Raw genomic sequence first — 22,283 nt, forward strand, 5'->3', positions numbered from 1 at the left:
ACTTATGAATTGAATGCATTCCAGCCCTGTGCTTTTAGATCAAAAGTATTTCCTCCCTTAGTCAGCAACTTAACTCCCTCAGTATTTTCAGTCATATAGCCAATTACGCTGATTTCTTCGTTGAGCACAATTTTATCGTGGTCTTCCTGGCGAATGGTAAAAATTAATTCATAGTCTTCTCCGCCATTCAACGCACAAACCGTTGGATCCAATCCGAATTTGAATGCTGCTTTTCTGCTGGCATCGGCAATGGGAAGCTTCTCTTCGTATATACGTGCACCCAATCCGGACTGTTTACAGATATGCAACACTTCGCTGCTGATTCCATCGCTTACATCCATCATAGCAGTTGGAATAATTTCATTTTTTCCAAAGAATTCAATGATGTCTTTTCTGGCTTCGGGTTTTAGCAAGCGACCCACTATATAACTCTCCCCTTCCAGGTCGGGTTGAATATTGGGATTCTCCTGGTAAATTTTCTTTTCTCTTTCCATCAGGGTTAAACCCAGATAAGCGCCGCCCAGATCCCCACTTACACAAATTAAATCACCTTTTGAAGCCGTACTTCTCTTAATAAATGTATCGGGCGCCACTTCACCAATAGCCGTTACAGAAATGATGAATCCTTTCTGCGAGGAAGAAGTATCTCCTCCAATTAAATCAACACCGTATTTTTCACAGGCAAAATATACGCCCTCATAAAATTCATTCAATGCTTCCAAGCTGAAGCGATTGCTGATTCCAATACTCAGGGTTATCTGAGTAGGGGTTGCATTCATGGCATAAATATCGCTTAGGTTTACTACCACGGCTTTGTATCCCAGGTGCTTCAGCGGCGTATACATTAAATCGAAATGAATTCCTTCCAGCAACAGATCGGTGGTTACAACAGTTTGCTTGCCAAAATGGTCAATCACGGCTGCATCATCCCCTACGCCTAAAATGGTAGAAGCATTCTGGGTTTCCGCATTTTTGGTAAGGTGTTCAATCAAACCAAATTCACCTAAACTCGCTATTTCTGTTCTTTGTTCCATACGTCTTTTTTATGATGACCTTTAATTTTCCTTTAGAATGCACCTCCATTCACTACTGCTACCAGCTCATCGTGAATTAAGCCGTTGGTTGCAATAATATGAGGCTGATAAGGAGAATAATAATTGCCTTTGAAGTCGGTTACTTTACCGCCCGCTTCTTCTACCATTAAAAATCCTGCAGCACTGTCCCAGGCCTGTAGTTTATGTTCATAAAATCCATCAAATCTTCCGGCCGCTACCCAGCATAAGTCGATGGCAGCACTTCCCAGTCTTCTTACCGGAACCCCCTTTCTGATTAATTTTTCAAAAACCTGCAAGGGTCCGTTAGGGGCATCCAGGTAGGTATAAGGGAATCCGGTAACCAGACAGCTTTTAATTAGTGTGGTCTTATTTCCTACCTGTATTTTTTTGTCATTTAAATAAGCACCTTGCCCTCTTTCGGCAAAGTAAAATTCATTCATAAATGGGTTGTAAACAGCGCCCAGTATCATTTCTCCGTCTTTTTCCACTCCAATGCTTACACAACAAATGGGTATGCCATTGGCAAAATTGACGGTTCCATCAATGGGATCAATAATCCATTTATAGGTTGAATCCTGTTTAAGCTCTCCTGACTCTTCACTTAAAATAAAATGATCAGGAAAAGCAGACTGGATGGCATCTATGATGGCTTTCTCAGCCGCATGGTCTGCTTCTGTAACTAAATTATTGATACCTTCTTTATTACTGATTACAAAACTTCCGTTAAAAAATCTTCTGAGTTCAACAGCGCCCGCTTCTGTGGCTTTTAATAAGGTTTCTTTAAGCATGAAGCAAAAGTAACCCAGATTCTGCATCTTTGAAATATTATTGTGTCTGCACTACTAACCATAATCATCGTTCATTATCGGGTGTACCATCACCTGGATCATTGCCTGGCATCCATTCAGCGGTCTCAACATTCCTTTCGGGTTGAGATTATGGTGGTAGATAATGAATACAGTCCGGAAGATCAAACCCTACTTGCCACAAAATATCCGACAGTTCAATGGTTATCAGAATCCAAAAATATTGGCTTTGCCAAAGCCAATAATCGCGCTTTGCAACAGGTATCTACTGATTATGTTTTGTTTTTGAATCCAGATACGCTTTTATCTACAGATGTTTTGCAGCGATCGGTTGAATATTTGCAGGCAAATAGTGAAGTGGGGGCTCTGGGTGTTCAAATGAGAAACAGCCAGGGGTTTTTTTTACCGGAAAGTAAAAGGGAAATACCCACCATTAAAGGATCATTTTTTAAGTTGTCGGGATTGGCTGACCGTTTTCCGGATTCTGCCTTTTTTAACAGTTACGCGCTGGGACATTTAAATGCCGGAGGCCTGCACAAAGTGCCCGTTCTGGCAGGAGCGTATATGATGATACCAACGGAGGTGGCAAAGCAGGCAGGCGGCTTTGATGAGTCTTTTTTTATGTACGGGGAAGACATTGACCTGAGCCTCAGAATATTGGGCTTGGGGAAGGAAAACCATTATTTGGGAACAGCTTTTATTACGCATATTAAGGGCGCTAGTTCAAAACAGAATCCCGATTACCTGAATCATTTTTATGGCTCCATGAAAATATTCCTGGATAAATATCCTCATTTGTACGGAGGCAAATCAGGGATTTGGATACTGAAGATTTTTATACAAACAATACTGTTTGTTTCCCGCATAACTAAAAACTATAAATAACGCTTTTCACAAAATATTTTATATAATTCATTTAGTTTAGCTTCGTAACTCAACTGTTAAAGAACGCATGCCAATCTTTGATCTGAAACTCCCCAATGCCATTTTAAGAGCCCTTCGGCTTCCTGAAAACAATCTTAGAAGAGAACAGTTAAGGGTTTTAAAGAAGCTATTAAAAAAAGCCAGGTTTACTTCTTTCGGACAGCAGTATCGTTTTGATGAAATTTTATTAAGCAAGCATCCCGGAAAAAAGTTTCAGGAGATTGTACCCACATTCAATTACAATAAAATTTACAATGAATGGTGGCACAAAACCATTGAAGGGCAATCGGATATTTGTTGGCCAGGCAAAATTAAATACTATGCACTCAGCAGCGGTACCAGTGAATCGGCCAGTAAATACATTCCCATTACCAATGATTTATTGAGGGGAAATAAAATGGTGATGATAAAACAATTGCTAAGTCTGAGTAAATATGAAAATATTCCTTATGCTTCTATTGGGAAAGGTTGGCTTACTTTGGGGGGCAGTACGGAACTGCAAAAAGGACCAGGATATTTTGCCGGAGACCTGAGTGGCATAACCGCCAAGAAAGCGCCTTTCTGGTTTCAGCCCTTTTATAAACCAGGGAAGAAAATTGCCAAACAAAAAGACTGGAATAAAAAAATTGCAGAGATTGTTGATAAAGCGCCTCAATGGGACATTGGTTTTTTAATTGGAGTTCCTGCCTGGATTCAGATGTGTGTAGAACAAATTATTGAGCGGTATAAATTGAATAATATTCACGAAATCTGGCCCAATCTGGCCTTCTTCGTACATGGTGGTGTAAGTTTTGAGCCGTATAAAAAAGGATTCGAGAAAATGCTGGGTAAGCCCATCACTTATATAGAAACCTATCTGGCTAGTGAAGGTTTTATAGCCTATCAGGATCGCCAGCATGCCAAGGGGATGAGACTGGTAACGAACGAACATATTTTCCATGAGTTCGTTCCTTTTGATGATAAAAATTTTACTACAGACGGAGAAATGGTTGAGAATCCGGAAGCCTTAATGTTGCATGAAGTAGAGGAAGGCAAAGATTATGCCTTGTTGATCAGCACTACTGCCGGTACCTGGCGCTATTTGATTGGAGACACAATTCGATTTGTAGATAAAGAAAGATCTGAAATTATCATCACAGGCAGAACCAAACATTTCTTAAGTCTGGTTGGAGAACACCTGAGTGTAGACAATATGAATAAGGCCGTGCAAATGGCATCTGAAAAATTCAATATCAGCATACCTGAATTTACAGTAGCTGGTGTACCCTCTGGCAACTTCTTTGGCCATCACTGGTTTGTTGCCTGCAACGACAAAGTAGAGGAGAATGCTCTTTGCAATTTTATAGACGACTGTCTGAATGAATTAAACGACGATTATGCAGTTGAAAGAAAAAGTGCGCTCAGGGAAATAAAATTAACAGTACTGAAGGAAGAGGCCTTTTTAAATTTCATGCTTAGTAAGGGTAAAGTTGGTGGGCAGCATAAATTCCCCAGGGTTTTAAAGGGGTCTATGTTGCAGGATTGGTATCTGTTTTTAGAAAAGAAGAACGAATGCTAAAAACTCTTTTTGTTACTTTTTTCTTTTTGAATCCTGTATTCTTTCAGCATTCTTTTGCACAAAAGCCAAAGACAAATCTAACGGTTAGGAAACAGGATTTTGTAGCACCGGATACGGTGAATGTTTTGTTTACAACCACTCAGGGCAATTTTATTATTCAGGCATACCGAAACTGGGCGCCGCTGGCAGCAGACCGTTTTTACACTTTGGTCAAGCAACAGTTTTACACCAACAATTATATTTTCAGAGTAGAAAAAGACTATGTGGTTCAATTCGGTATTGCCGGACGAACCAAGGAAGACAATAAATGGGATCTGCAGCGCTTGCCGGACGAACCAGTCAGAAAAAAACACCTCAAATCAATCGTTGCTTTTGCAAGAAGTGGTAAAAATACCAGAACTACACAACTGTTTGTGAATATGCAGGACAATCCAAAGTTGGATACAACCATGCGGGAAGGAGTTCACGGTTATCCCCCCTTTGGAAAAGTAATCAGGGGAATGGATGTTTTGTTTAAACTGAACGGGAAATACAGAAAGCAAATTCTACCGCTGCAGGATTCGGTTTATAAATGGGGAAACTCCTATCTGGATAAAAAATTTCCGGGCCTGGATAAAATTATTAGCGCAACAATTATCCGCTGAAATAGCCCCAATCAGTTATTTTTGTAATTCAACTTTAATTGGTTTAGATGATTGCACCATTGATGAAGGGGCTGGTTTTAGGACTGATTCTGAGTATTTCAGTAGGCCCGGTTATTTTTGCCATCATCAAACAAAGCCTTGCAAACGGTCATAAAGCGGGGTATACTTTTGTTGCAGGGGTTTCAGCAAGCGATATCAGTCTGGTACTGGTTTGTAATTTGTTTACCAGCTTTTTCACAACGGCCTTATCTCATAGCAATACCATTGCCATTGCAGGTAGTATTTTTTTAATTGGCGTAGGCATTTATACTTTTTTCTTCAAGAAGGTAATTGTTGATGAAGACAATAAAGTGGAAATAAAAAAATTCCGCAAAAGAGATCTGGCCGGAATTTTCTTGTCAGGATATTTTATGAATATGCTAAATCCTGCCGTCTTTCTTTTTTGGTTTGCGTGGACTGCGGCAATAACTGGTGATGCTGCGGGAACTCCTAATCCAACGCAATACAAATGGATTGTATTCATTACTTGCCTTGTTTTTGTTTTACTCGCAGATATTGCCAAAGTTGCCTTAGCAGGAAAATTAAGACAACGTTTGACACCTAAGAATCTTCACTTTATCAATAAACTTTCGGGGATTATCCTGATAGGATTTGGCGTTGCCCTGATTTGGGGTGTGCTTAATTTTGGGGACAAGCTGAAATAGGTTGTATCTTCCTCTTGAAATTATTTGTTGTGATTAAAAAAATCTGGAAGAAAACAAAACGCATCCTCTGGATACTCTTTCTGAGTTCACTTTTATATACCATTGTTTGCAGATGGGTTATGCCACCGGTTACCATGACCCAAATAGCCAATTCATTCGGATATGGACTCAAACGAGACTATGTTTCCTGGAATCAGATTAATCATTCGGTAAAGCTGGCCGCCATTGCCAGTGAAGACCAGGTATTTCCTGACCATAGTGGTTTTGACTGGGATGCCATTGAAAAAAGCATCAAACCCAAAAAGAAAAATAAAAAAACCAGAATACCATTGGGAGGTGGCGCAAGTACCATAACGCAGCAAACAGCCAAGAATGTTTTTTTATGGCAGGGAGGATCCATCACCAAGTTCATCCGAAAAGTACCAGAGTTGTATTTCACAAAATTAATTGAATGGATCTGGGGTAAGCAAAGAATTCTGGAAGTATACCTGAATGTGATAGAAATGGGTCCGGGTATTTTCGGTATCCAGGCTGCTTCCAGACATTATTTCAAAAAAGATGCGTCGCAATTAACCAGGGCCGAAGCCGCTATGATTATTGCTTCATTGCCTAATCCGAAAAAATTCTTGGTGAAACCCATAAGCCGCAGGGTTGCCTGGCGATATCCGCAAATTCTGAAACAGATGAATAATATTGAGGGGGATGAAGATATCAAAGCCTTGCTAAGATAATTGAAGGAACTGATTGGTTGCCGTAATTGCAGCGACAGTTCTTTCTGCATTTGTTCCGCTGATCAAAGCCCAGGGCACTGTTTGGTTAATTAATAAGTCTTTGTAAATAGCAAACAGTTCCTGTCGGGGTTTTTCATCAGGATATTCTCTTAGTTCATCTTTCACCCAGGGCAGATCGATATTGCAAAGTAAATAACCGTCGTATTTTCTTTTAATAATGGTATCGAGAATAAAAAAATCACAGGTTCCGAAAACATATTCACTCCAGACCTTCATTACGTACATATCAGTGTCAACAAAAAGAAGTGAACTTTTAGTTTCCTTCTGCACTTTTTGGATGTATTCATCTTCAAGTTTCAACTGACCTTTTGCAATAGTCAATAAATCTGTCGGACCATAATTGGTTCCGTTTTGTAGCAGGTATTCTCTTGCATACTCGGGACACCATAAGGTTTGATAATGATCAGCAAGGGCTTTGCTTAATGTACTTTTACCTGTACTTTCCGGACCTATAATGACTATTTTTTTAATTTCCTGCATGACCGGCTTTTTTCCGCCAGCTTATTAAACCGGCAATCGCTAAAATGAGTAATACTACAAACTGCACACTGGTAAAAACATATCCTTTCGTAAAGTATAACGGAATGGAAGCAATATTTGTTGCTATCCACCAATACCAGCTCTCTACTTTTTTTCTTGCCATTAGCCACATACCTGTGTAGGCAGTTGCACTGGCAAATGCATCTGCCCATGGGATTGCTTCCGGAGCAAAGGAAACCTGAAGTTGTTGCAATGAAAAGAACAATAAAGTATAAAACAAACCAAAAAACAGAACTTGTTCCGCCCATTCTTTGGAAGAACTGAATTGAATTTTCAGCATTTTTTCCTTTGTCTGATTATTTTTCTTCGACCACAAAATCCAGCCATAAATACTCATAATTGTATAATATAAATTCACGCTGGCTTCCCCGTATAAATGTCCTTTTACGCTGAGGTAGATATAAATGGTAGTATTGATTAACCCAATGGGATAAACCCAGATATTTTCTTTTCTGCTAAACCATACACTGCCTATTCCTGCAAAAACGGCAATGAATTCCAAGATACCGGTTTCTTGTATTCCGGTAACAAACGCATCATAGACCTGAGGTATCGTCATTTCTGTTGATTTCTGGTAAAATAAAAAATAGAACCGTCTTTAAATTGCCATTCGCTTGTTTGACGATAATGTTTACGAATAAAAGCATCATCTATCAGGTCGTCGTTTTTTCCGTAGACAAACCAAACCAGATAAATATGTGGAGTTTTAAGAAAGTCACTGATTTCAGAAGGAATATCTTTATGGGGTAAAGGATTAGCTTTTATATCAGCCAGAAAAAATACGGCATCATTGGTATTGGAATAAATAGGTGCCTGGTATTGCTGATGATGACTTTTCATGAACTTTAGTAGCGGAGAACTTTTCCAGTGCATATCTGTGTAGCCGGGGATACCAGCATAACCAATGCCTTCCCAATTAAAAGCATGAGTCTGATAATGATAATGGGCGCCTGCGGTATATCCACTTAAAAACAATGCTATAACCAGCCATTTTTTATACTGCCTGGTTTTAATTATCCAGGTATAAAAAAACCAGGCAATTAAAATAATGATTGGAATATAAAGAGGAATTAATAACCGGCTGCTCAGGGTTTCGAAACGGGAAACACTTGCAATAAAAAGCATGAACCCTCCATACACGAGTGTGAATAGGCTGATGATGGTAACCGGACTATTGTAAAACTGCTGCTGTATAAATCGGAATCCCAAAAAAGTAATAATCAGTAACAGCAAAAGGGTTCCGAAGATTATTAAAAGACTTTGATTTTCAGCATTGCCTAACGGGAACCAATATCCCAGCACATTTAAAAAATCTGCCAGGTTAGAAGTGAATGATTTAAGAGATGTCTGACGTACCCCGGCAATGGTATCGGTTACCCAATAGTTTCTTAAGGTATTCAATAAGGGTAAGATGGCTCCTGTTATTCCAAAAACAAGGACATGTTTTAATTTCAATTGCCAGTTGAATCTTGTATTAAATAGGATTAAAATGCCTCCTGTAATGATCCAGGTAACTCCCACGTAGCGAACCATGCAGGTGAAACTAACTATAAGAGCAGCCCATAGCAGCCAGGAAATTGAATGGGATTTCAGGTATCGCAAAAAGGCCATCACAAAAAACAATCCCAAAACCAGAAATACTGTTTCGGACCATAACATGGAATACACTTCCAGCATGCCCGGGTTGCTTAGAATAAAAACCAATATCAAAAGCCTGAAGATCCCTGATTGTATTCCGGTTTCAATCAATAAAAAACTAACAGTATAAAGAACCAATGCCAGCAGGAATGCATTTAAACAAGGGGCTAACAATAACAGGTTTGCGCCTGATACCCATTTGATAACACCTAATAAAAAGGGGTAGCCCAATGGAAAATTCACCAGCGGGAGATTGTTGTAATCTGAAAAACGAAATGAATCGGCAAAATGATCAGCCGTACTTAAATAAGCTACCGAGTCCGGTGAAATACCTATCCCCCCTTTTGAAGTATAAAAAGCAATCCAGATACAGCCCAAAGCAGACGCCAACAATGCATCCCAATGACGGAACAATAAATGTTGTATGATTTGCTTCATGTAATGCAAGATAATGCACTACCGAGGTTTATTCTGCTTCAGCCACTACTTCTTTCACTTCAGGAATCATTCTCTTCATCATGCCTTCAATTCCCGCTTTAAGGGTAATCATGGAAGAGGGGCAACCGGAGCAAGAACCCTGCAACATCAGGTTTACAACTCCGTCGTTATAACTTTTAAACTGAATGGCGCCGCCATCCATTTCAACTGCAGGCTTTACATAGTTTTCCAGTAATTCCTTCACTCTCTTCACAATATCATCATCGTCTGCACTTACGGTATTGCTTGCTTCCTGTTTTACCTTAGCAACTTCTTCTTCATTAACTACCACTCCACCGTTTTCAAGGTATTGTTTTAAAAATTCCTTAATGGTAGGAATCACATCCTGCCAGTCTTCTGTATCGGCGGTCTTGGTAAGGGTAATAAAATTACTTGCTATGAAAACGCTCTTGATAAAAGGGAAACTAAACAATTCCTTTGCCAGCGGCGAGGGTGCCGATAGGGTTTCATCTGCAAAATCAATGCTTTTTCCAGGATATAAAAGCTTGTTGGCTACAAACTTCATTGTCTCTGGATTTGGAGTCATTTCTGTATAAATGCTGATGACAGGGTTGCCAGTCGTTATCATGGTATGCGTTTTTTAAATGTGAATCAGGTACAAATTTAAAACAAAAGGATGGGAGGGAAAGTTCAAAGCACCTAGTTTAACGGTTTGTCCGTCTTATTTTTCGGATATCGTAAGTAAAGCCAATAAACCGGCAAATTTTACGTTATCAGTAATGCATTTCGCCTTTTTTGAAGAGCAGCTAATGAAATAACCCATGCGAAACCTAGTCTTTTTATGTATCTGGATGGTGTTTTCAAGCCAATTAAAGGCTCAGACCGATCCTTTTTTGCTTGGAATGACCCTGGGCGGGGGTGAAATCAATGAAAATCAATTGCCCGGCCAGCTGAATGAACATTACCAATATCCAACAGAGGAAGAAGTTGACTATTATTATCAAAAGGGATTCAGGTTAATCACCATTCCATTTAGATGGGAGCGGGTACAAAAAAATCTGGGTGGGGATCTGGATTATGGTGAAATCGGGGAAATCCGTAAAGTGGTAACCTGGGCTTCGAATCGGAATATGCAGGTAATTCTTTCCATGTACAACAGCGGCAGGTACCGAAAGTATGGAGTGGATTATATTGTAGGGTCTTATTCGGTAAGCAGACAGGATTTTGCAGATTGCTGGAATAAAATTGCCAATGCTTTTGCAGGATACCCCAATATTTATGGCTACAACTTAATGTCTGAGCCACATGATATGCAGGCTTTTGACTGGCAGACTACTGCACAGTGGGCCATTAGTTCCATACGACAGGCAGATCGCAGAAGCCGTATTATTATTTCCGGAAATAACTATGCAGCTGCGGAAAGCTGGCCCGATTATTCGGATGCCTTAAAATACCTGAATGATCCTCAGGACAAGTTGGTGTACAATGCACATTGTTATTTCGACAACGACTTCACCGGCAAGTATTTGTTTTCCTACGACCAGAATCAGGCCTGGGATTCAACAGGTATACAAAGGGCAATGCCATTTGTACAGTGGTTGAAGCAACACAATAAAAGAGGAATGATTGGCCAGTTTGGGGTACCGGATACGGATGCACGCTGGTTAAATATCATGGATAAATTCCTTCAATATTTGAAGTCTGAAAATGTAACTGCCCAGTATAGTTCCTCTGGAAAAAAACTTTCGGGCAATCCGGTTAGTACCTATCCACTGGCCAGTGTTGAACGACCACAAATAAAAACCCTGCAGTCTTTTCTGGATGCTTCCGGATTTTCCAATAAACCCTGGGTTGAAAAAACAGAAACAGTTTCCAATGCAGATCTGAATAAAAAACAAGAAGTAGAAACGCCACCTGAGCCACCCTCTTCCTTTTTGTTTTTACCGGGAACGGTTTTACTTCCACAGCCTAACGGGGGTTTGTACAAACCAACCATTAAATCGAATATCAGAGAGAAATCAGTGCGAACAGCGAAATACCGTAACCCCTAGTTTATTTTATATGCTTAGGAAACGATTCTAAGCTTTGCATAATTTAGCATGATTTTCTTTTCTCCATTAACGCCAAAATCAATGGTAGCAACAGGATTATGAGCCGATCCTTCCATAGATTTAACTGTACCAAACCCAAATTTTTGGTGTTCTACTTTCTGTCCGGCTTCTAAATTGGAAGTATCGCTGGGTGTAAAATCAGCCGAAGGAATATGTGCTACTACTTTAGGTGCCAGTGGCTGAATTGGCATGTATTCAGGTTTGCTTGTTGCTGGTTTCTTCGAAGGAGGAGGACCATATTTCTGTGCAGCCTGCTGGGCAGAAGAACCAAATCCCCTGTTCATTCTTTCGAAAGCAGAACCCCACTGTGAAGCACCGTGATTTCGGGCGCCACCGCCGGCATAGGATTTATCAATTGATTCTTCCGGCATTTCTTCTATGAAACGGCTGGGCTCATTTTGTACCAGTTGACCAAAACGATATCTTGAATTGGCATAGGTTAACCATAGCCTTTCTTTTGCTCGGGTTACAGCCACATAGAACAGTCTTCTTTCTTCTTCCAGTTCCTCTCTGGTATTAATGCTCATGGCACTGGGAAATAATGTTTCTTCTACCCCGCCTACAAATACACATCCGAATTCTAGACCTTTTGCTGCGTGAATGGTCATCAGTTTTACTACGTCATTATTTTCTTTGTCGTCATCCGCATCCGTTAACAAAGTAATTTGTTGCAGATAGGACCCTAGCGATTTATCACCCAGTTCTCCATCCTCATTACTTGGACTTTCTGTCCATTCCTTAATAGAGTTGAAAAGCTCCTGAACGTTTTCGTATCTGGCAAGTCCCTCTGTAGTTTTATCATTAAAGAGTTCTTTCACCAGGTTCGTATGTTTGCCCACCTGTGTAGCCACATCAAAAGCGTTATTATTGGTCAGCATGCTTTGAAAATAGCGAATCATGGTCGCAAAATTCTGTAATGCTTCCAGTGTTCCTGCTCTGAAACCAAATTCACCTGCCCTTACCACCACATTAAATACAGGGATATTTTGTTCGTTGGCAATAATGACTAATTTTTCAATAGTTGTTTTTCCAATACCCCTTACCGGATAATTGATGATTCTTTTTAGCGCTTCTTCATCATTGGTATTTACAATTACCCTTAAGTATGCAAGCAAATCTTTGATTTCCTTACGCTGATAGAAGCTCACTCCACCATAAATGCGGTAGGCGATTCCCATTTTTCTCAGACTTTCTTCAAAAGAACGGCTTTGCGCATTGGTTCTGTAGAGAATGGCAAAGTCTTTATTATAATAATGATTGCGCAGTTTTTGTTCCTGAATGGTGTCGGCAACAAATTTCCCTTCTTCATTATCGGTTAATGTTCTTACTAATTTTATTTTTTCTCCTTCCTGGTTTTCGGTCCAGAGGTTCTTGGGAATCTGTCCTTTGTTGTTTTTAATGACCTGATTGGCAACTTTTAAAATCTGCTGGCTGCTTCGGTAATTCTGTTCCAGTTTAACCACTTTAACATCGTCGTAGTCTTTCTGGAATTGTAAAATGTTTTCAATCGTTGCTCCCCGGAAACTATAGATACTTTGAGCATCATCACCCACAACACAAATATTTTCATGCGCAGCAGCCAATAGTTTACTGATCTGGTACTGAACAGGGTTGGTATCCTGGTACTCATCTATCAGCAGGTATTTGAATTTATGTTGATACTTATGCAGGGCTTCAGGGAAATTATTGAGCAACTCATACATTTTCAACAACAGGTCATCAAAGTCCATGGCTCCATTCTTAAAACAACGTTTGGCATATGCGGCATAAACCTGGGCAATGGCCGGGCGGTTAGCTCTTGCATCTTCCTGTTGAATAGCATAGTCTGTAGCATATTCTGCAGGACCCACCAATGCGTTCTTCGCAGAAGAAATTCTATTCCCTACAATATTGGGCTTATAATGTTTATCGTCTAAGTGTAATTCGTTAATTACTGTTTTTAAAACTGAACGGCTATCATCCGTGTCGTAAATAGTGAAATTACTGGGGTAACCCAATTTATGAGCTTCTGCTCTTAAAATACGCGCAAACACGCTGTGAAAAGTACCTACATAAAGGTTTCTGGCTTCTGAATTACCAAGAATTTTTTCAATTCTTTCCTTCATTTCAGCAGCAGCCTTATTAGTAAAAGTAAGGGCTAATATATTGAAAGCATCTACGCCATTGGCCATCAGATGAGCAATACGTGTGGTGAGTACTTTTGTTTTTCCGCTTCCTGCACCAGCCACAATCATCAGTGGTCCCTTAATATGAGTGACTGCTTCTCTTTGAGAGTCGTTTAATCCATTCAAATAATCCTGCATACAAATTAATTCTGGTGCAAGATACTCTCTTAACCCGTTTTATTGGGGTGAATTCCCGTATAATGAAGAATAAGTTTAAATAATTCTGAAGGGATAAAAGGTTTTACCACTATATCATTAATGCCAGTATTTTTTATCCGGTCTTCTATTTCGCGTGGCAAACTGGCAGTAAGTGCAATAATCGGCGTTTTAACTCCTCTTTCCCTCAGGATTCTGGTAGCTTCGTATCCATCCATAACCGGCATATGCATATCCATCAGAATAATATTATGTTTTTGTTCGTCAAAAAGTTGAATAGCTTCTTTTCCGTTTTGTGCAATATCTATCGAAGCGCCCCACTTGCTTAAAAATGTTTTTGCAACCAGAATATTCACTTCATTGTCTTCTACCAGTAAGACATATTTTCCCTGTAAAGGTTTACTTTCTTCAGCGGGTATTTCAAGCACAATTTCTTCTTGCTTCAGCACCCGAGTTGGTAAAATTGGATAACTGATTTCAAAATAGAAACAAGATCCTTTGTTGGGTTCGCTTTTCAACTTTAATTCTGCGCCCTGCAAAGCCAGTAATTTTTTACTGATGGCCAGCCCAAGACCGGTGCCTCCAAAATTTCTGGAAGTACTATTATCAGCCTGCGTGAATTGCTCAAAAATCAATTGTTGTTTTTCCTGTGCAATTCCAATTCCGGTATCTTCTACTTCTATTAATAACCGGAGCCTCAATTCGTCTCTGCTGAGGACGGACATTTTCAAAGCCACATGCCCTCTCTTGGTAAATTTAATTGCGTTGTGAATCAGGTTTCCGATAATCTGGCTGGTTCTGGTAGGGTCTCCGATAACTTTTACATTCAGCCCATCGTCCAAGACCAGTTTCAAAGCAATGCCTTTCTCTTTTGCCAGTGTTCCAAATCCTGCAACCAGATTTTCAGAAATGGTTTTCAAATCCATTTCAATGGTTTCAAATCCTATTTTTCCCGCTTCAATTTTATTGAAATCCAGAATATCATTAACTATAGACAATAAGTTTTTGGCTGAAAACAGCAACACATTCAGTTGTTCTTTTTGTTCATCTGATGGCTTCTCCATGAGCATAATATTGGTCATACCCAGAATAGAATTCAAAGGAGTTCTTATTTCATGCGACATGGTGCTCAGGAAATCATTTTTTGCTTTCAGCCCCATCTCTGCCTGTTTTTTAGCTTCTTTTAATGTAAAGGCAAACCGGTGAGAAAGAATTAATGACTGACAAAAGAAAAAACTGATATATCCAAAGAACAGAACAAATCTTGGTGGCTGAATAACATTGAAATATTTCAGGTTAATTAGTATAAAAATGATCAATAAAATTCCTGTACTTAACAGTGCGTATTTGGCTCCCAGTTTTTTATTAAAATAAGCTTTGATATAAATATAAAAAGCATGAGCAATAACCGTAAACATCACAATCAGAAAGGGATTCAACAACCGGCTAAATATGCTCGGCGGAAACAATAGTACTGTTAAACAAAGCAATCCGGCCATAATGGCTTCTATTCTGATTAACCATTTATTGGTCTCTTCCGGAAATAAATACTTGGTGTAAAACATAAAGAAAATAACACTGACAAATAAGCTCAGGTATTCCAGATGAACCCCGATTATCCATGGATAATTGGGAAATAAACTGTGGAGCACATAATTATCTGAGCCAACTATCCGATAACTATAGGCGATACAGAATAATGAGAAATATAAAATGACCCGGTCGTGTTTTCCAAAGTAAAAAAGACCAATGAAAAAAAGCCCTCCCATTAAAATAGCCCCCGCCAACATCAAATCAAAACCATCTTCTGAAGCTTTTTCAGCGGTTAATTGTGTGGTGCTTCCGATAACAATGGGTTTATAGGGCCCCCCTTTTGAATGCCTGAAATTGGCAATCTGAAGTACCATAGAAACCGTATCTGTAACCGGAAGCGTAACAACTTGTTCAACCCATTTCTCTACCGTTGTTTCCTTTGTTTTTCCCGGCTTCCCAGCAGCTGCAAAAGGCTTGCCATTCAGAAAAAGTTGAAACGAACAATAGGTGTCTGGAAGCTGTATAGAGAGGTCATTTTGTTTTTCAGGATCCAGTAAAATTTTCAGGGTATACGTTGCAAATCCCTTAGCTGGAAGTAGCTGATTATTAAACAGGGTGTTGTCCCACCTTTCTGGAAAATAAGTGAAGACCTCAGGATGGGTGCTGATCTCTTCCGGCGTTAGTAATTGATTCCAGTAAAATCCCCAGTTGCCGTTCAATGCAAAAGGTTGTCTCTCTAAATCTGCTTTTCTTAAGTCAATAATACCTTTTTCAATTGTCTGAGCCTCTGCAAAGGAAAACAGCACTGTAAACAAGAACAGCAGAAATAAATGTAATGGCTTCCTTGAGCTACAAGACATGGATTTTAATTGATAATCCAATTTATGATTAAAATTTTATATAAAAAAAGCGCCGGAGAATCCATTCCCCGGCGCCTGTATAGTAATTTGTTAAAATTCTTATTTCTTTCTTTCCAGCAGTTTAAAGAACTGATCTAATTGCGGTAAAATAACAATTCGGGTTCTTCTGTTGGTAGCTCTACCTTCAGCAGTAGTATTGTCTGTTAAAGGTACATACTGGCTTCTTCCTGCTGCTGTCATACGCTTTGGATTCATTCCGTATGATTCCTGAAGGATTCTTACAACTGTTGTTGCTCTTTTAACACTCAGATCCCAGTTATCAACCATTCCTCCACCTTTAATCAAAGGGATGGAATCTGTATGACCCTCTACCATAAATTCAATTTCTGGTTGAGCATTCAGCACTTTGGCAACTTTACCAAGCACATCTTTAGCACGGTCAGTTACATCATAACTACCACTTTTAAATAAAAGCTTATCAGAGATATCTACATAAACCACTCCCTTATCTACTTTAATATTAATGTCCTTGTCGTCCATATTACCCAGTACCCCTTTCAGGTTCATCACCAGGGCCATATTTAAAGAGTCTTTTCTGGCAATGGAACCCTGTAAATCCTGAATATATAAGTCTTTGGCACCAATGTTTTCAAGTGATCTTCTGATGCTTTCAGCCTGAGCTCCGGTTACAACTGATAAATCTTTCAGTTGATTTAAAACCATGCTATTGGTTTGTTTTACATAATCCAATTGAGTATTGGTTGTACCCAGCTGTGCTTCAACAGATTGCTTCTGAGTTTGCAGATTACTAATCTGATTTTTGGCTTTGTTAAATTCCTCTTCCAGATTTCTGTATTTTCCCTGCAATTCTGCATATGCTCCATTTAATTCGCCATACCTGGCTTCGGCTTGTCTCAATTGTTTCGGGCTAACGCAGGCAAATAAGCTAACAGAGGCAAGAGCTGCTAAAGTGTAGAATTTCATTTTCATTGGTCTTACATATTATTGGTCAATTGTTGGTACAAACGGAATCTTATACCAATTATTGTGCCGTTACTAAATAAGTTAAACGGGTGCAAGTTACACAAAAACCACTTTGACCGATTCGTTATACCAATTGTTGTAGAAGTCTTTGAATGTTTCATCCAACACTTTGCGCTTGATTTTTAAAGTTGGTGTTAAAATTCCATTCTGAATCGTCCACTCTTCGGCCATAATAATCAATTTAGCCAACTGTTCATGGTGTTCCAGTTCTTTATTAATGCGCTCCAATAGCTGGTGCAGATGATCTTGTAAATTTGTTTGCGCCAGACTTTTGGCCTGCTCGGAAAGGGTGCACAAAAGCAAAGGAGCAGGCATTCCCCATCCCACCACACAGGCCTGAGCAATCATGGCATCGGTTAGTACTTTGGATTCAATGGGCGCTGGTGCCACATATTTACCCTTACTTGTTTTAAACTGGTCCTTGATTCTTCCTGTAATAGAAAGGTATCCCTCGTCATCTATACTTCCTTCATCGCCTGTTTTTAAAAACCCATCTTCAAACATTTCTTCAGATAAAACAGGCTCTTTGTAATATCCCAGCATATTGGCTTCGCTTTTTACCAAGACCTCTTTTTGTTCACTTAATTTAACCTCCACACCCGGATAGGACTGTCCTACTGTTCCGAATTTGCAGGCGCCTTTCCTGTTGGAATGAGACAAGGCAGAATTCTCTGTCATCCCATAAGCTTCCTGAATTTCCATTCCCAATGCCTTATACCAGCTGAGGACGGCAGGATTGATGGGAGATGCACCTGTGAACAAATGTTTGGCTCTTCCAAGGCCTAATTTTTTGCGGATCAGATTCTTAATCAATACCGAAACCAATGGTACTTTAAGTAATCTGCTCAGTTTTTGCTGAGGCATTTTGCGTAAGATCTCTTCCTGAATTTTTTCCCAGATTCTGGGTACTGCCAAAAAAATCGTGGGTTGGGAATATTGCAGATTTTTAGAAAAACTATCCATGGATTCTACAAAATGGATGCAGCTTCCTGTAAATATTGCCCCACATTCTACCAGCATTCTTTCCGCCACATGGCAAAGGGGCAGGTAAGAAAAAAACACTTCATTGGCCAATGGGGGTGTGCTTTCCAGAAATGAATAAACTGCAAAAGACATGGTATGATTGCTATGCATTACTCCTTTGGGAGCACCTGTAGTTCCTGAAGTATAAATAATACAGGAAAGATCTTTAGTGTCTTTTTTTACAGGCTCACCCAAAGGCTGGGTTGCTGCCACCAGATCGTTCCAGTTTAAACAACCTACATTAAAATAGAAAGGAAAACTGATTTGTGTTAATGTATCCGGAATGCCCATTCTGATGATTTCCGGATTGTCTAGCTTTCCTACAAAGATGGCTTTGGATTCACTATGCAAAAGAATTTCATTGACTGCATTGCTGGTGATATTCGGATACAGCGGAACGGAAACCATGCCTGCCATATTGATTGCCAGATCGGCCATAATCCAATGTGCACAGTTCTTGCTGAGAATAGCCACCTTATCACCTGGGTTCAATCCTGATTGCAATAGCCAGGCCGCCATTGATCTTATTTCTTTTCCCGCACTGGCCCATGAAAAATCCTGATAGACGCTTTTTACAGGTTCGGATAAAAAGAGTTTATTGGGCTGTACTTTTTCGTAATGGCAAAAACGGTCAATAATGGTAGGAAAAGGTTGACTCATATGGTTTAGGGGGATTAGTGATCTAAATGTTTCAGGCCGTATTCTGGTATCTTACCTTCCTTGTCGGCAAAAAAATGTATGATTTTTTTAAAGTCTTCTTCCATATTACCGGTTGGCAGGAAGGGTTCGCTGAAACTGATTTCTTTTCTACCGAAATCCAAACCGGCTAATACAATGGGTACACCTGCTTTTAGTGCAATATGATAAAAACCAGTTCTTAATTTATCTACTTTTTTTCTGGTACCCTCAGGGGATAATGCTAGAACAAACTGATCGCGAATCCTGAATTGTTCTGCAACCTGATCAACTACATTGTTATTGCTGAATCTATCAACGGGAAATCCCCCCATTTTTCTGAAGAAAAAGCCAAATCTTCCTTTGAATAATTCCGCCTTGCCCAGAAAATTAAGATGGTATAATTTGAGCTTACTTCTAACTGCTAGTCCAACTACAAAATCCCAGGCACTGGTATGAGGCCCTACGGCTATCACACATTTTTTCAGGTGATAGGGAAATTCACTACGAATTTTCCATCCCTGCATTTGCAGAAATAGGTTCCAGCATATACGCATAGCAATCGGTTGGGAAAATCAGGATAGAAAAAAAACAGAATTGTACCTAAAATTTTAAGTGTCGGGCACTTGCATAAACCGAGTGGGTCATACTGTCCCAGCTGGCGAACCATTGCATGATGATGGTGGATCCATCCTTCTTCAACATTCTGTTCTCGAAGTCTTTTAATTCTATTCCGCGTTTTATCTGTGAAAAGGCTTCAAATGTTTTTCTTCTGTCGTCTTCCAGCACAAAATCTATAATATCTTTTCCCACTAACTCCCAGTCTTCGTATCCCCATAATTCTTCTACCTGTTTATTAATTCTTACAAATTCTCCCTTAATATTTAATACACACAAAATATCAAGTGAGGCATCCAGAATTTTTTTCAGGTCTCTCAAAGATTTTTCCAGTTCCAGTTCTTCAGCAACATTTTCGGTAATGTCGTTAATCAACGCATAAATTCCGGTTATTGCACCTTCTATTTTAATAGGAATATAGGTGATAATGCACGTTAATTGCTTATTCCTGACAGTTTGAACTTTGCATTTGAACTTTTGTGTTGTCCCTGATTTTACCAGGTTGAATATTCTAAAAACAGTACCCATTTCATCTTGAAGCAGAAATGGAAATATACTTTCACCGTTTAATTTAGTTTCAGGACATTCTAATAAAAGCGGCAGTTGATTGTTCATGGAAGTTATGTTTCCTTCTAAGTCTAACGAACAAACCGCGTAGGGGTTTTGATCAAAAAGTAAATAATAAGGTTGATCAGATTTCATAAAATTAATTTACCTCAATCAAGAACAACAAATCTCTTTTATAAAAAAGATGTTATTGTAACAAATCTAAACGATTTCTGCAAAATCAGTTTGCATATTGATCATAAAGAGCTGGGAGTTTAACAAAACCGTTTTTTATACAATATGTGATTAATTCTGATTTATTCTTTACTTCAAATTTTTCTAGAAAATAGGCAAGATATTTTTTGATAGACGGGAGACTTTTATTCATTATCAATGCAATTTCTGAGTAACTTAAATCAGCAGCATTCAATAACAAAAACTGGCGTTGTATTAAAGTAAGTTCTGGAATTTTTTTATCAATTATTTGATTTGTTGAACTTGATAGTTTTAATTCTTTCCCTTTATTAAAAAGCAAGTCGTCAATATATGTTGAATTTAAAATTGTATAATCTAAAGCCTCTCTGAAAACACTTCTATTTCCATAAGCTTGTTTATATATAGCTGAGTTAGGACTTGTAAAGTGCTTGCTAATAAAACTTCTGGCTCCTTCATTAAGAACTTCAGTAACTAGTGCTTTATTACTATGTGAGGATACACCAATTATCTTAATAGAGGGATAAGTTCGCGAAATATAACTTGTTAAAAGTAAACCATCTATTTTGGGTAGTTCAATATCTAATAGTAGTATATCTGGAAGTTTTTTGGCAAGGTTCAAATTTAGCAGCAACTCAAAACCATCAGAAGCATCAATAATTAGTTTTGAGTTTTTAACTTTACCGATCTCATTTTTAATCAATAGCCTATAGCGCTCATTGTCTTCTACTAAACCTATCTGTATCATAAAAGCTTATAAAGACCAAAAATAACATAAATAATTATTATATGTAAATTTTGCATATTCGATTATCCAAATGGATAAGTTTTTAAGCTACTAGAAGAAATATTCATTTGGATATATATAAAATAGATAGTACTATTTATTTTCATTTTCTACTAATAAAACAAATCGAATGATTTCAAAAAGGGTCTTTAAATCACTATTCTTTTTAACTATTGTATTATCTGTTGCATCTTGTATTAAACAAACATTCATGCCACAAGATGAATTTTATGTTGAAAAAACATGGATTAAAGAAAATGGGAAAAACTATAAAGAAGGAATTCTTTTTATGTATACTAAAGAAAAAGTAAACAAGTGTTAACATTAGATTGGTCAACTACAAAAAAAGCAATCATTAATAATATTTCATATACAGAGGTAAAATTTGTAGAAGGTTTAAATCACGAGCATGATAAGGGCATTAAAAGTTCAAATAGTTCAGTTTCAACACAAATTCAATTTAGTCTTGTTTTTAGAAAAGTTAGTGATAAAATAGAGTCTGTTATTAAATATACTATTCCTAATGCAACCTTGGCTTTTTCAGATAGTGTTAGAAAGGGTACTATAGAAAGCTATCACACTTTTGACGGAAAAGTGTTAGATGTCTGGTTTACTGATTTTTCAACAAACAAAGTGATGAAGCGCAAAGAAATGCAAAATCAATCATTTTCAAACACTTCAATCCGTCAATTAGAACAAAAAATAAGGTCCAGAAATGTTAATGATCCAGAATCGTTGTGTTATAATACAACAGAAAGCCAGTATGTATATTCTTGTATCAGTTTAGGGGCAAGTGCTGCTGGAGATTATAACATTGAGTGTGGTTGGAGGTATATTGGAGAAGTTACATCTACATTTTGCTTTTCAGGGTCAGGAGGAACTGAAACTTGGCCACCTACAAGTGGTGGTGGAAATCAAACAGTACCACCTACAAAAACTCCTTGTCCTGGAGATGTAATTTTAAATCCAATAATTGCAAAATCAAATGCTACAAATATTAATGGTGGAAGATTTGGTCCGACTCGTAAGTATCCTAACGGTCAACCAAAAGAGCATAAAGGATTAGATATTTATGCAAAACCCAATACACCATTGTATGCTATTTTTAGTGGGGTGGTAACAAGATCAATTTCTATTTTTCAGCCTCAATATTATGGAAGCCCAACTTCATTTGGTAATTTAGTTGAAATAAAGAGTACTTTAGCTGATGGCCGTGTAATTAAAATCTTGTACGCTCATTTAAATTCAACAAGTTTGACTGTTGATGACATAATTGATCAAGGACAGCAAATAGGCCTGAGTGGGAAAACCGGAAATGCACAAAATGTTATTTCGCCTCATGTTCATATTCAAGTTACTGAAAATGGTCAGAAAAAAAATCCGGAAAATTTTATTTCAACTAAATACAATCAGTTTGGATATTCTACAGGTAGCCCATGCAATTAATCCACTTA

20 protein-coding genes are annotated in these 22,283 nt (G+C 38.5%); 7 read left to right on the top strand and 13 right to left on the bottom strand.

Going from position 1 to position 22,283, the window contains the following annotated elements; genetic code table 11:
- Positions 1-2 precede the first annotated feature (2 nt).
- Positions 3-1,034, bottom strand: coding sequence for a thiamine-phosphate kinase (gene thiL / locus F777_RS0102890; RefSeq protein WP_026750730.1), 1,032 nt, complete (start codon positions 1,032-1,034; stop codon positions 3-5).
- A 32-nt stretch (positions 1,035-1,066) separates the two neighbouring features.
- A complete protein-coding gene (locus tag F777_RS0102895) occupies positions 1,067-1,843 on the bottom strand; it encodes an inositol monophosphatase family protein (RefSeq protein WP_037369077.1) in 777 nt (258 codons plus the stop codon).
- A gap of 42 nt (positions 1,844-1,885) precedes the next feature.
- Here F777_RS0102895 and F777_RS15500 point away from each other — a divergent pair, with 42 nt between their 5' ends.
- The 5 genes from F777_RS15500 to mtgA all read left to right on the top strand — a co-directional run bounded on the left by F777_RS15500 (position 1,886) and on the right by mtgA (position 6,422).
- The gene (locus F777_RS15500; RefSeq protein ID WP_071790301.1) at positions 1,886-2,746 is read left to right on the top strand and encodes a glycosyltransferase family 2 protein; all 861 of its coding nucleotides are present in this window, start codon (positions 1,886-1,888) and stop codon (positions 2,744-2,746) included.
- 67 nt (positions 2,747-2,813) lie between these two features.
- Positions 2,814-4,343: a GH3 family acyl-acid amido synthetase gene (locus tag F777_RS0102905; protein ID WP_026750732.1), complete on the top strand. Its 1,530-nt coding sequence runs from the start codon at positions 2,814-2,816 to the stop codon at positions 4,341-4,343.
- Positions 4,337-4,987, top strand: coding sequence for a peptidylprolyl isomerase (locus F777_RS0102910; protein WP_051408389.1), 651 nt, complete (start codon positions 4,337-4,339; stop codon positions 4,985-4,987). Before F777_RS0102905 ends, F777_RS0102910 begins: the two co-directional genes overlap by 7 nt.
- Before the next feature lie 47 nt (positions 4,988-5,034).
- Positions 5,035-5,691, top strand: coding sequence for a LysE family translocator (locus F777_RS0102915; RefSeq protein WP_026750734.1), 657 nt, complete (start codon positions 5,035-5,037; stop codon positions 5,689-5,691).
- Positions 5,692-5,720: 29 nt separating this feature from the next.
- Positions 5,721-6,422, top strand: coding sequence for a monofunctional biosynthetic peptidoglycan transglycosylase (gene mtgA / locus F777_RS0102920; RefSeq protein ID WP_235785880.1), 702 nt, complete (start codon positions 5,721-5,723; stop codon positions 6,420-6,422).
- On the opposite strand, the gene F777_RS0102925 is transcribed toward mtgA, so the two are convergent.
- Genes F777_RS0102925 through F777_RS0102940 form a run of 4 tightly spaced genes read right to left on the bottom strand, consistent with a single transcriptional unit; the run spans position 6,414 to position 9,726 of the window.
- Positions 6,414-6,962: an AAA family ATPase gene (locus F777_RS0102925; RefSeq protein ID WP_037369079.1), complete on the bottom strand. Its 549-nt coding sequence runs from the start codon at positions 6,960-6,962 to the stop codon at positions 6,414-6,416. The two genes, mtgA and F777_RS0102925, sit on opposite strands and share 9 nt — an antisense overlap.
- On the bottom strand, positions 6,949-7,581 hold the full coding sequence (gene pnuC, locus F777_RS0102930) for a nicotinamide riboside transporter PnuC (protein WP_026750737.1): 633 nt from the start codon (positions 7,579-7,581) through the stop codon (positions 6,949-6,951). Before pnuC ends, F777_RS0102925 begins: the two co-directional genes overlap by 14 nt.
- On the bottom strand, positions 7,578-9,098 hold the full coding sequence (locus tag F777_RS0102935) for a hypothetical protein (protein ID WP_026750738.1): 1,521 nt from the start codon (positions 9,096-9,098) through the stop codon (positions 7,578-7,580). Before F777_RS0102935 ends, pnuC begins: the two co-directional genes overlap by 4 nt.
- A 28-nt stretch (positions 9,099-9,126) precedes the next feature.
- Complete coding sequence (locus tag F777_RS0102940) at positions 9,127-9,726, bottom strand: NifU family protein (protein WP_026750739.1); 600 nt, start codon at positions 9,724-9,726, stop codon at positions 9,127-9,129.
- Between the two features lie 193 nt (positions 9,727-9,919).
- On the opposite strand from F777_RS0102940, the gene F777_RS15505 reads away from it, so the two are divergent.
- Positions 9,920-11,149: a glycoside hydrolase family 5 protein gene (locus tag F777_RS15505; protein ID WP_081720449.1), complete on the top strand. Its 1,230-nt coding sequence runs from the start codon at positions 9,920-9,922 to the stop codon at positions 11,147-11,149.
- A gap of 14 nt (positions 11,150-11,163) precedes the next feature.
- Here F777_RS15505 and F777_RS0102950 read toward each other — a convergent pair whose 3' ends face one another.
- From F777_RS0102950 to F777_RS0102980, 7 genes are all read right to left on the bottom strand, one after another.
- Complete coding sequence (locus F777_RS0102950; RefSeq protein ID WP_026750740.1) at positions 11,164-13,512, bottom strand: ATP-dependent helicase; 2,349 nt, start codon at positions 13,510-13,512, stop codon at positions 11,164-11,166.
- 29 nt (positions 13,513-13,541) lie between these two features.
- Entirely contained in the window at positions 13,542-15,923 is a 2,382-nt protein-coding gene (locus F777_RS15510) for an ATP-binding protein (protein WP_037369082.1), read from the bottom strand.
- 99 nt (positions 15,924-16,022) lie between these two features.
- Positions 16,023-16,913 (bottom strand): OmpA family protein, encoded by an 891-nt coding sequence (locus F777_RS0102960; protein ID WP_026750741.1) that lies wholly within the window; start codon positions 16,911-16,913, stop codon positions 16,023-16,025.
- Between the two features lie 90 nt (positions 16,914-17,003).
- On the bottom strand, positions 17,004-18,650 hold the full coding sequence (locus tag F777_RS0102965) for an AMP-binding protein (RefSeq protein WP_026750742.1): 1,647 nt from the start codon (positions 18,648-18,650) through the stop codon (positions 17,004-17,006).
- Positions 18,651-18,664: 14 nt separating this feature from the next.
- On the bottom strand, positions 18,665-19,222 hold the full coding sequence (locus tag F777_RS0102970) for a 1-acyl-sn-glycerol-3-phosphate acyltransferase (protein WP_026764492.1): 558 nt from the start codon (positions 19,220-19,222) through the stop codon (positions 18,665-18,667).
- 46 nt (positions 19,223-19,268) lie between these two features.
- Positions 19,269-19,985 (bottom strand): PAS domain-containing protein, encoded by a 717-nt coding sequence (locus F777_RS0102975; protein WP_026750744.1) that lies wholly within the window; start codon positions 19,983-19,985, stop codon positions 19,269-19,271.
- An 85-nt stretch (positions 19,986-20,070) separates the two neighbouring features.
- Positions 20,071-20,790, bottom strand: coding sequence for a response regulator transcription factor (locus F777_RS0102980; protein WP_026750745.1), 720 nt, complete (start codon positions 20,788-20,790; stop codon positions 20,071-20,073).
- Positions 20,791-21,144: 354 nt separating this feature from the next.
- Between F777_RS0102980 and F777_RS0102995 the strand changes: the two genes are divergently transcribed.
- The gene (locus F777_RS0102995) at positions 21,145-22,275 is read left to right on the top strand and encodes a M23 family metallopeptidase (protein ID WP_026750746.1); all 1,131 of its coding nucleotides are present in this window, start codon (positions 21,145-21,147) and stop codon (positions 22,273-22,275) included.
- Positions 22,276-22,283: the final 8 nt, after the last annotated feature.

This window comes from Sediminibacterium sp. C3 (genome assembly GCF_000508085.1).
Classification (GTDB): Bacteria; Bacteroidota; Bacteroidia; order Chitinophagales; family Chitinophagaceae; genus Sediminibacterium.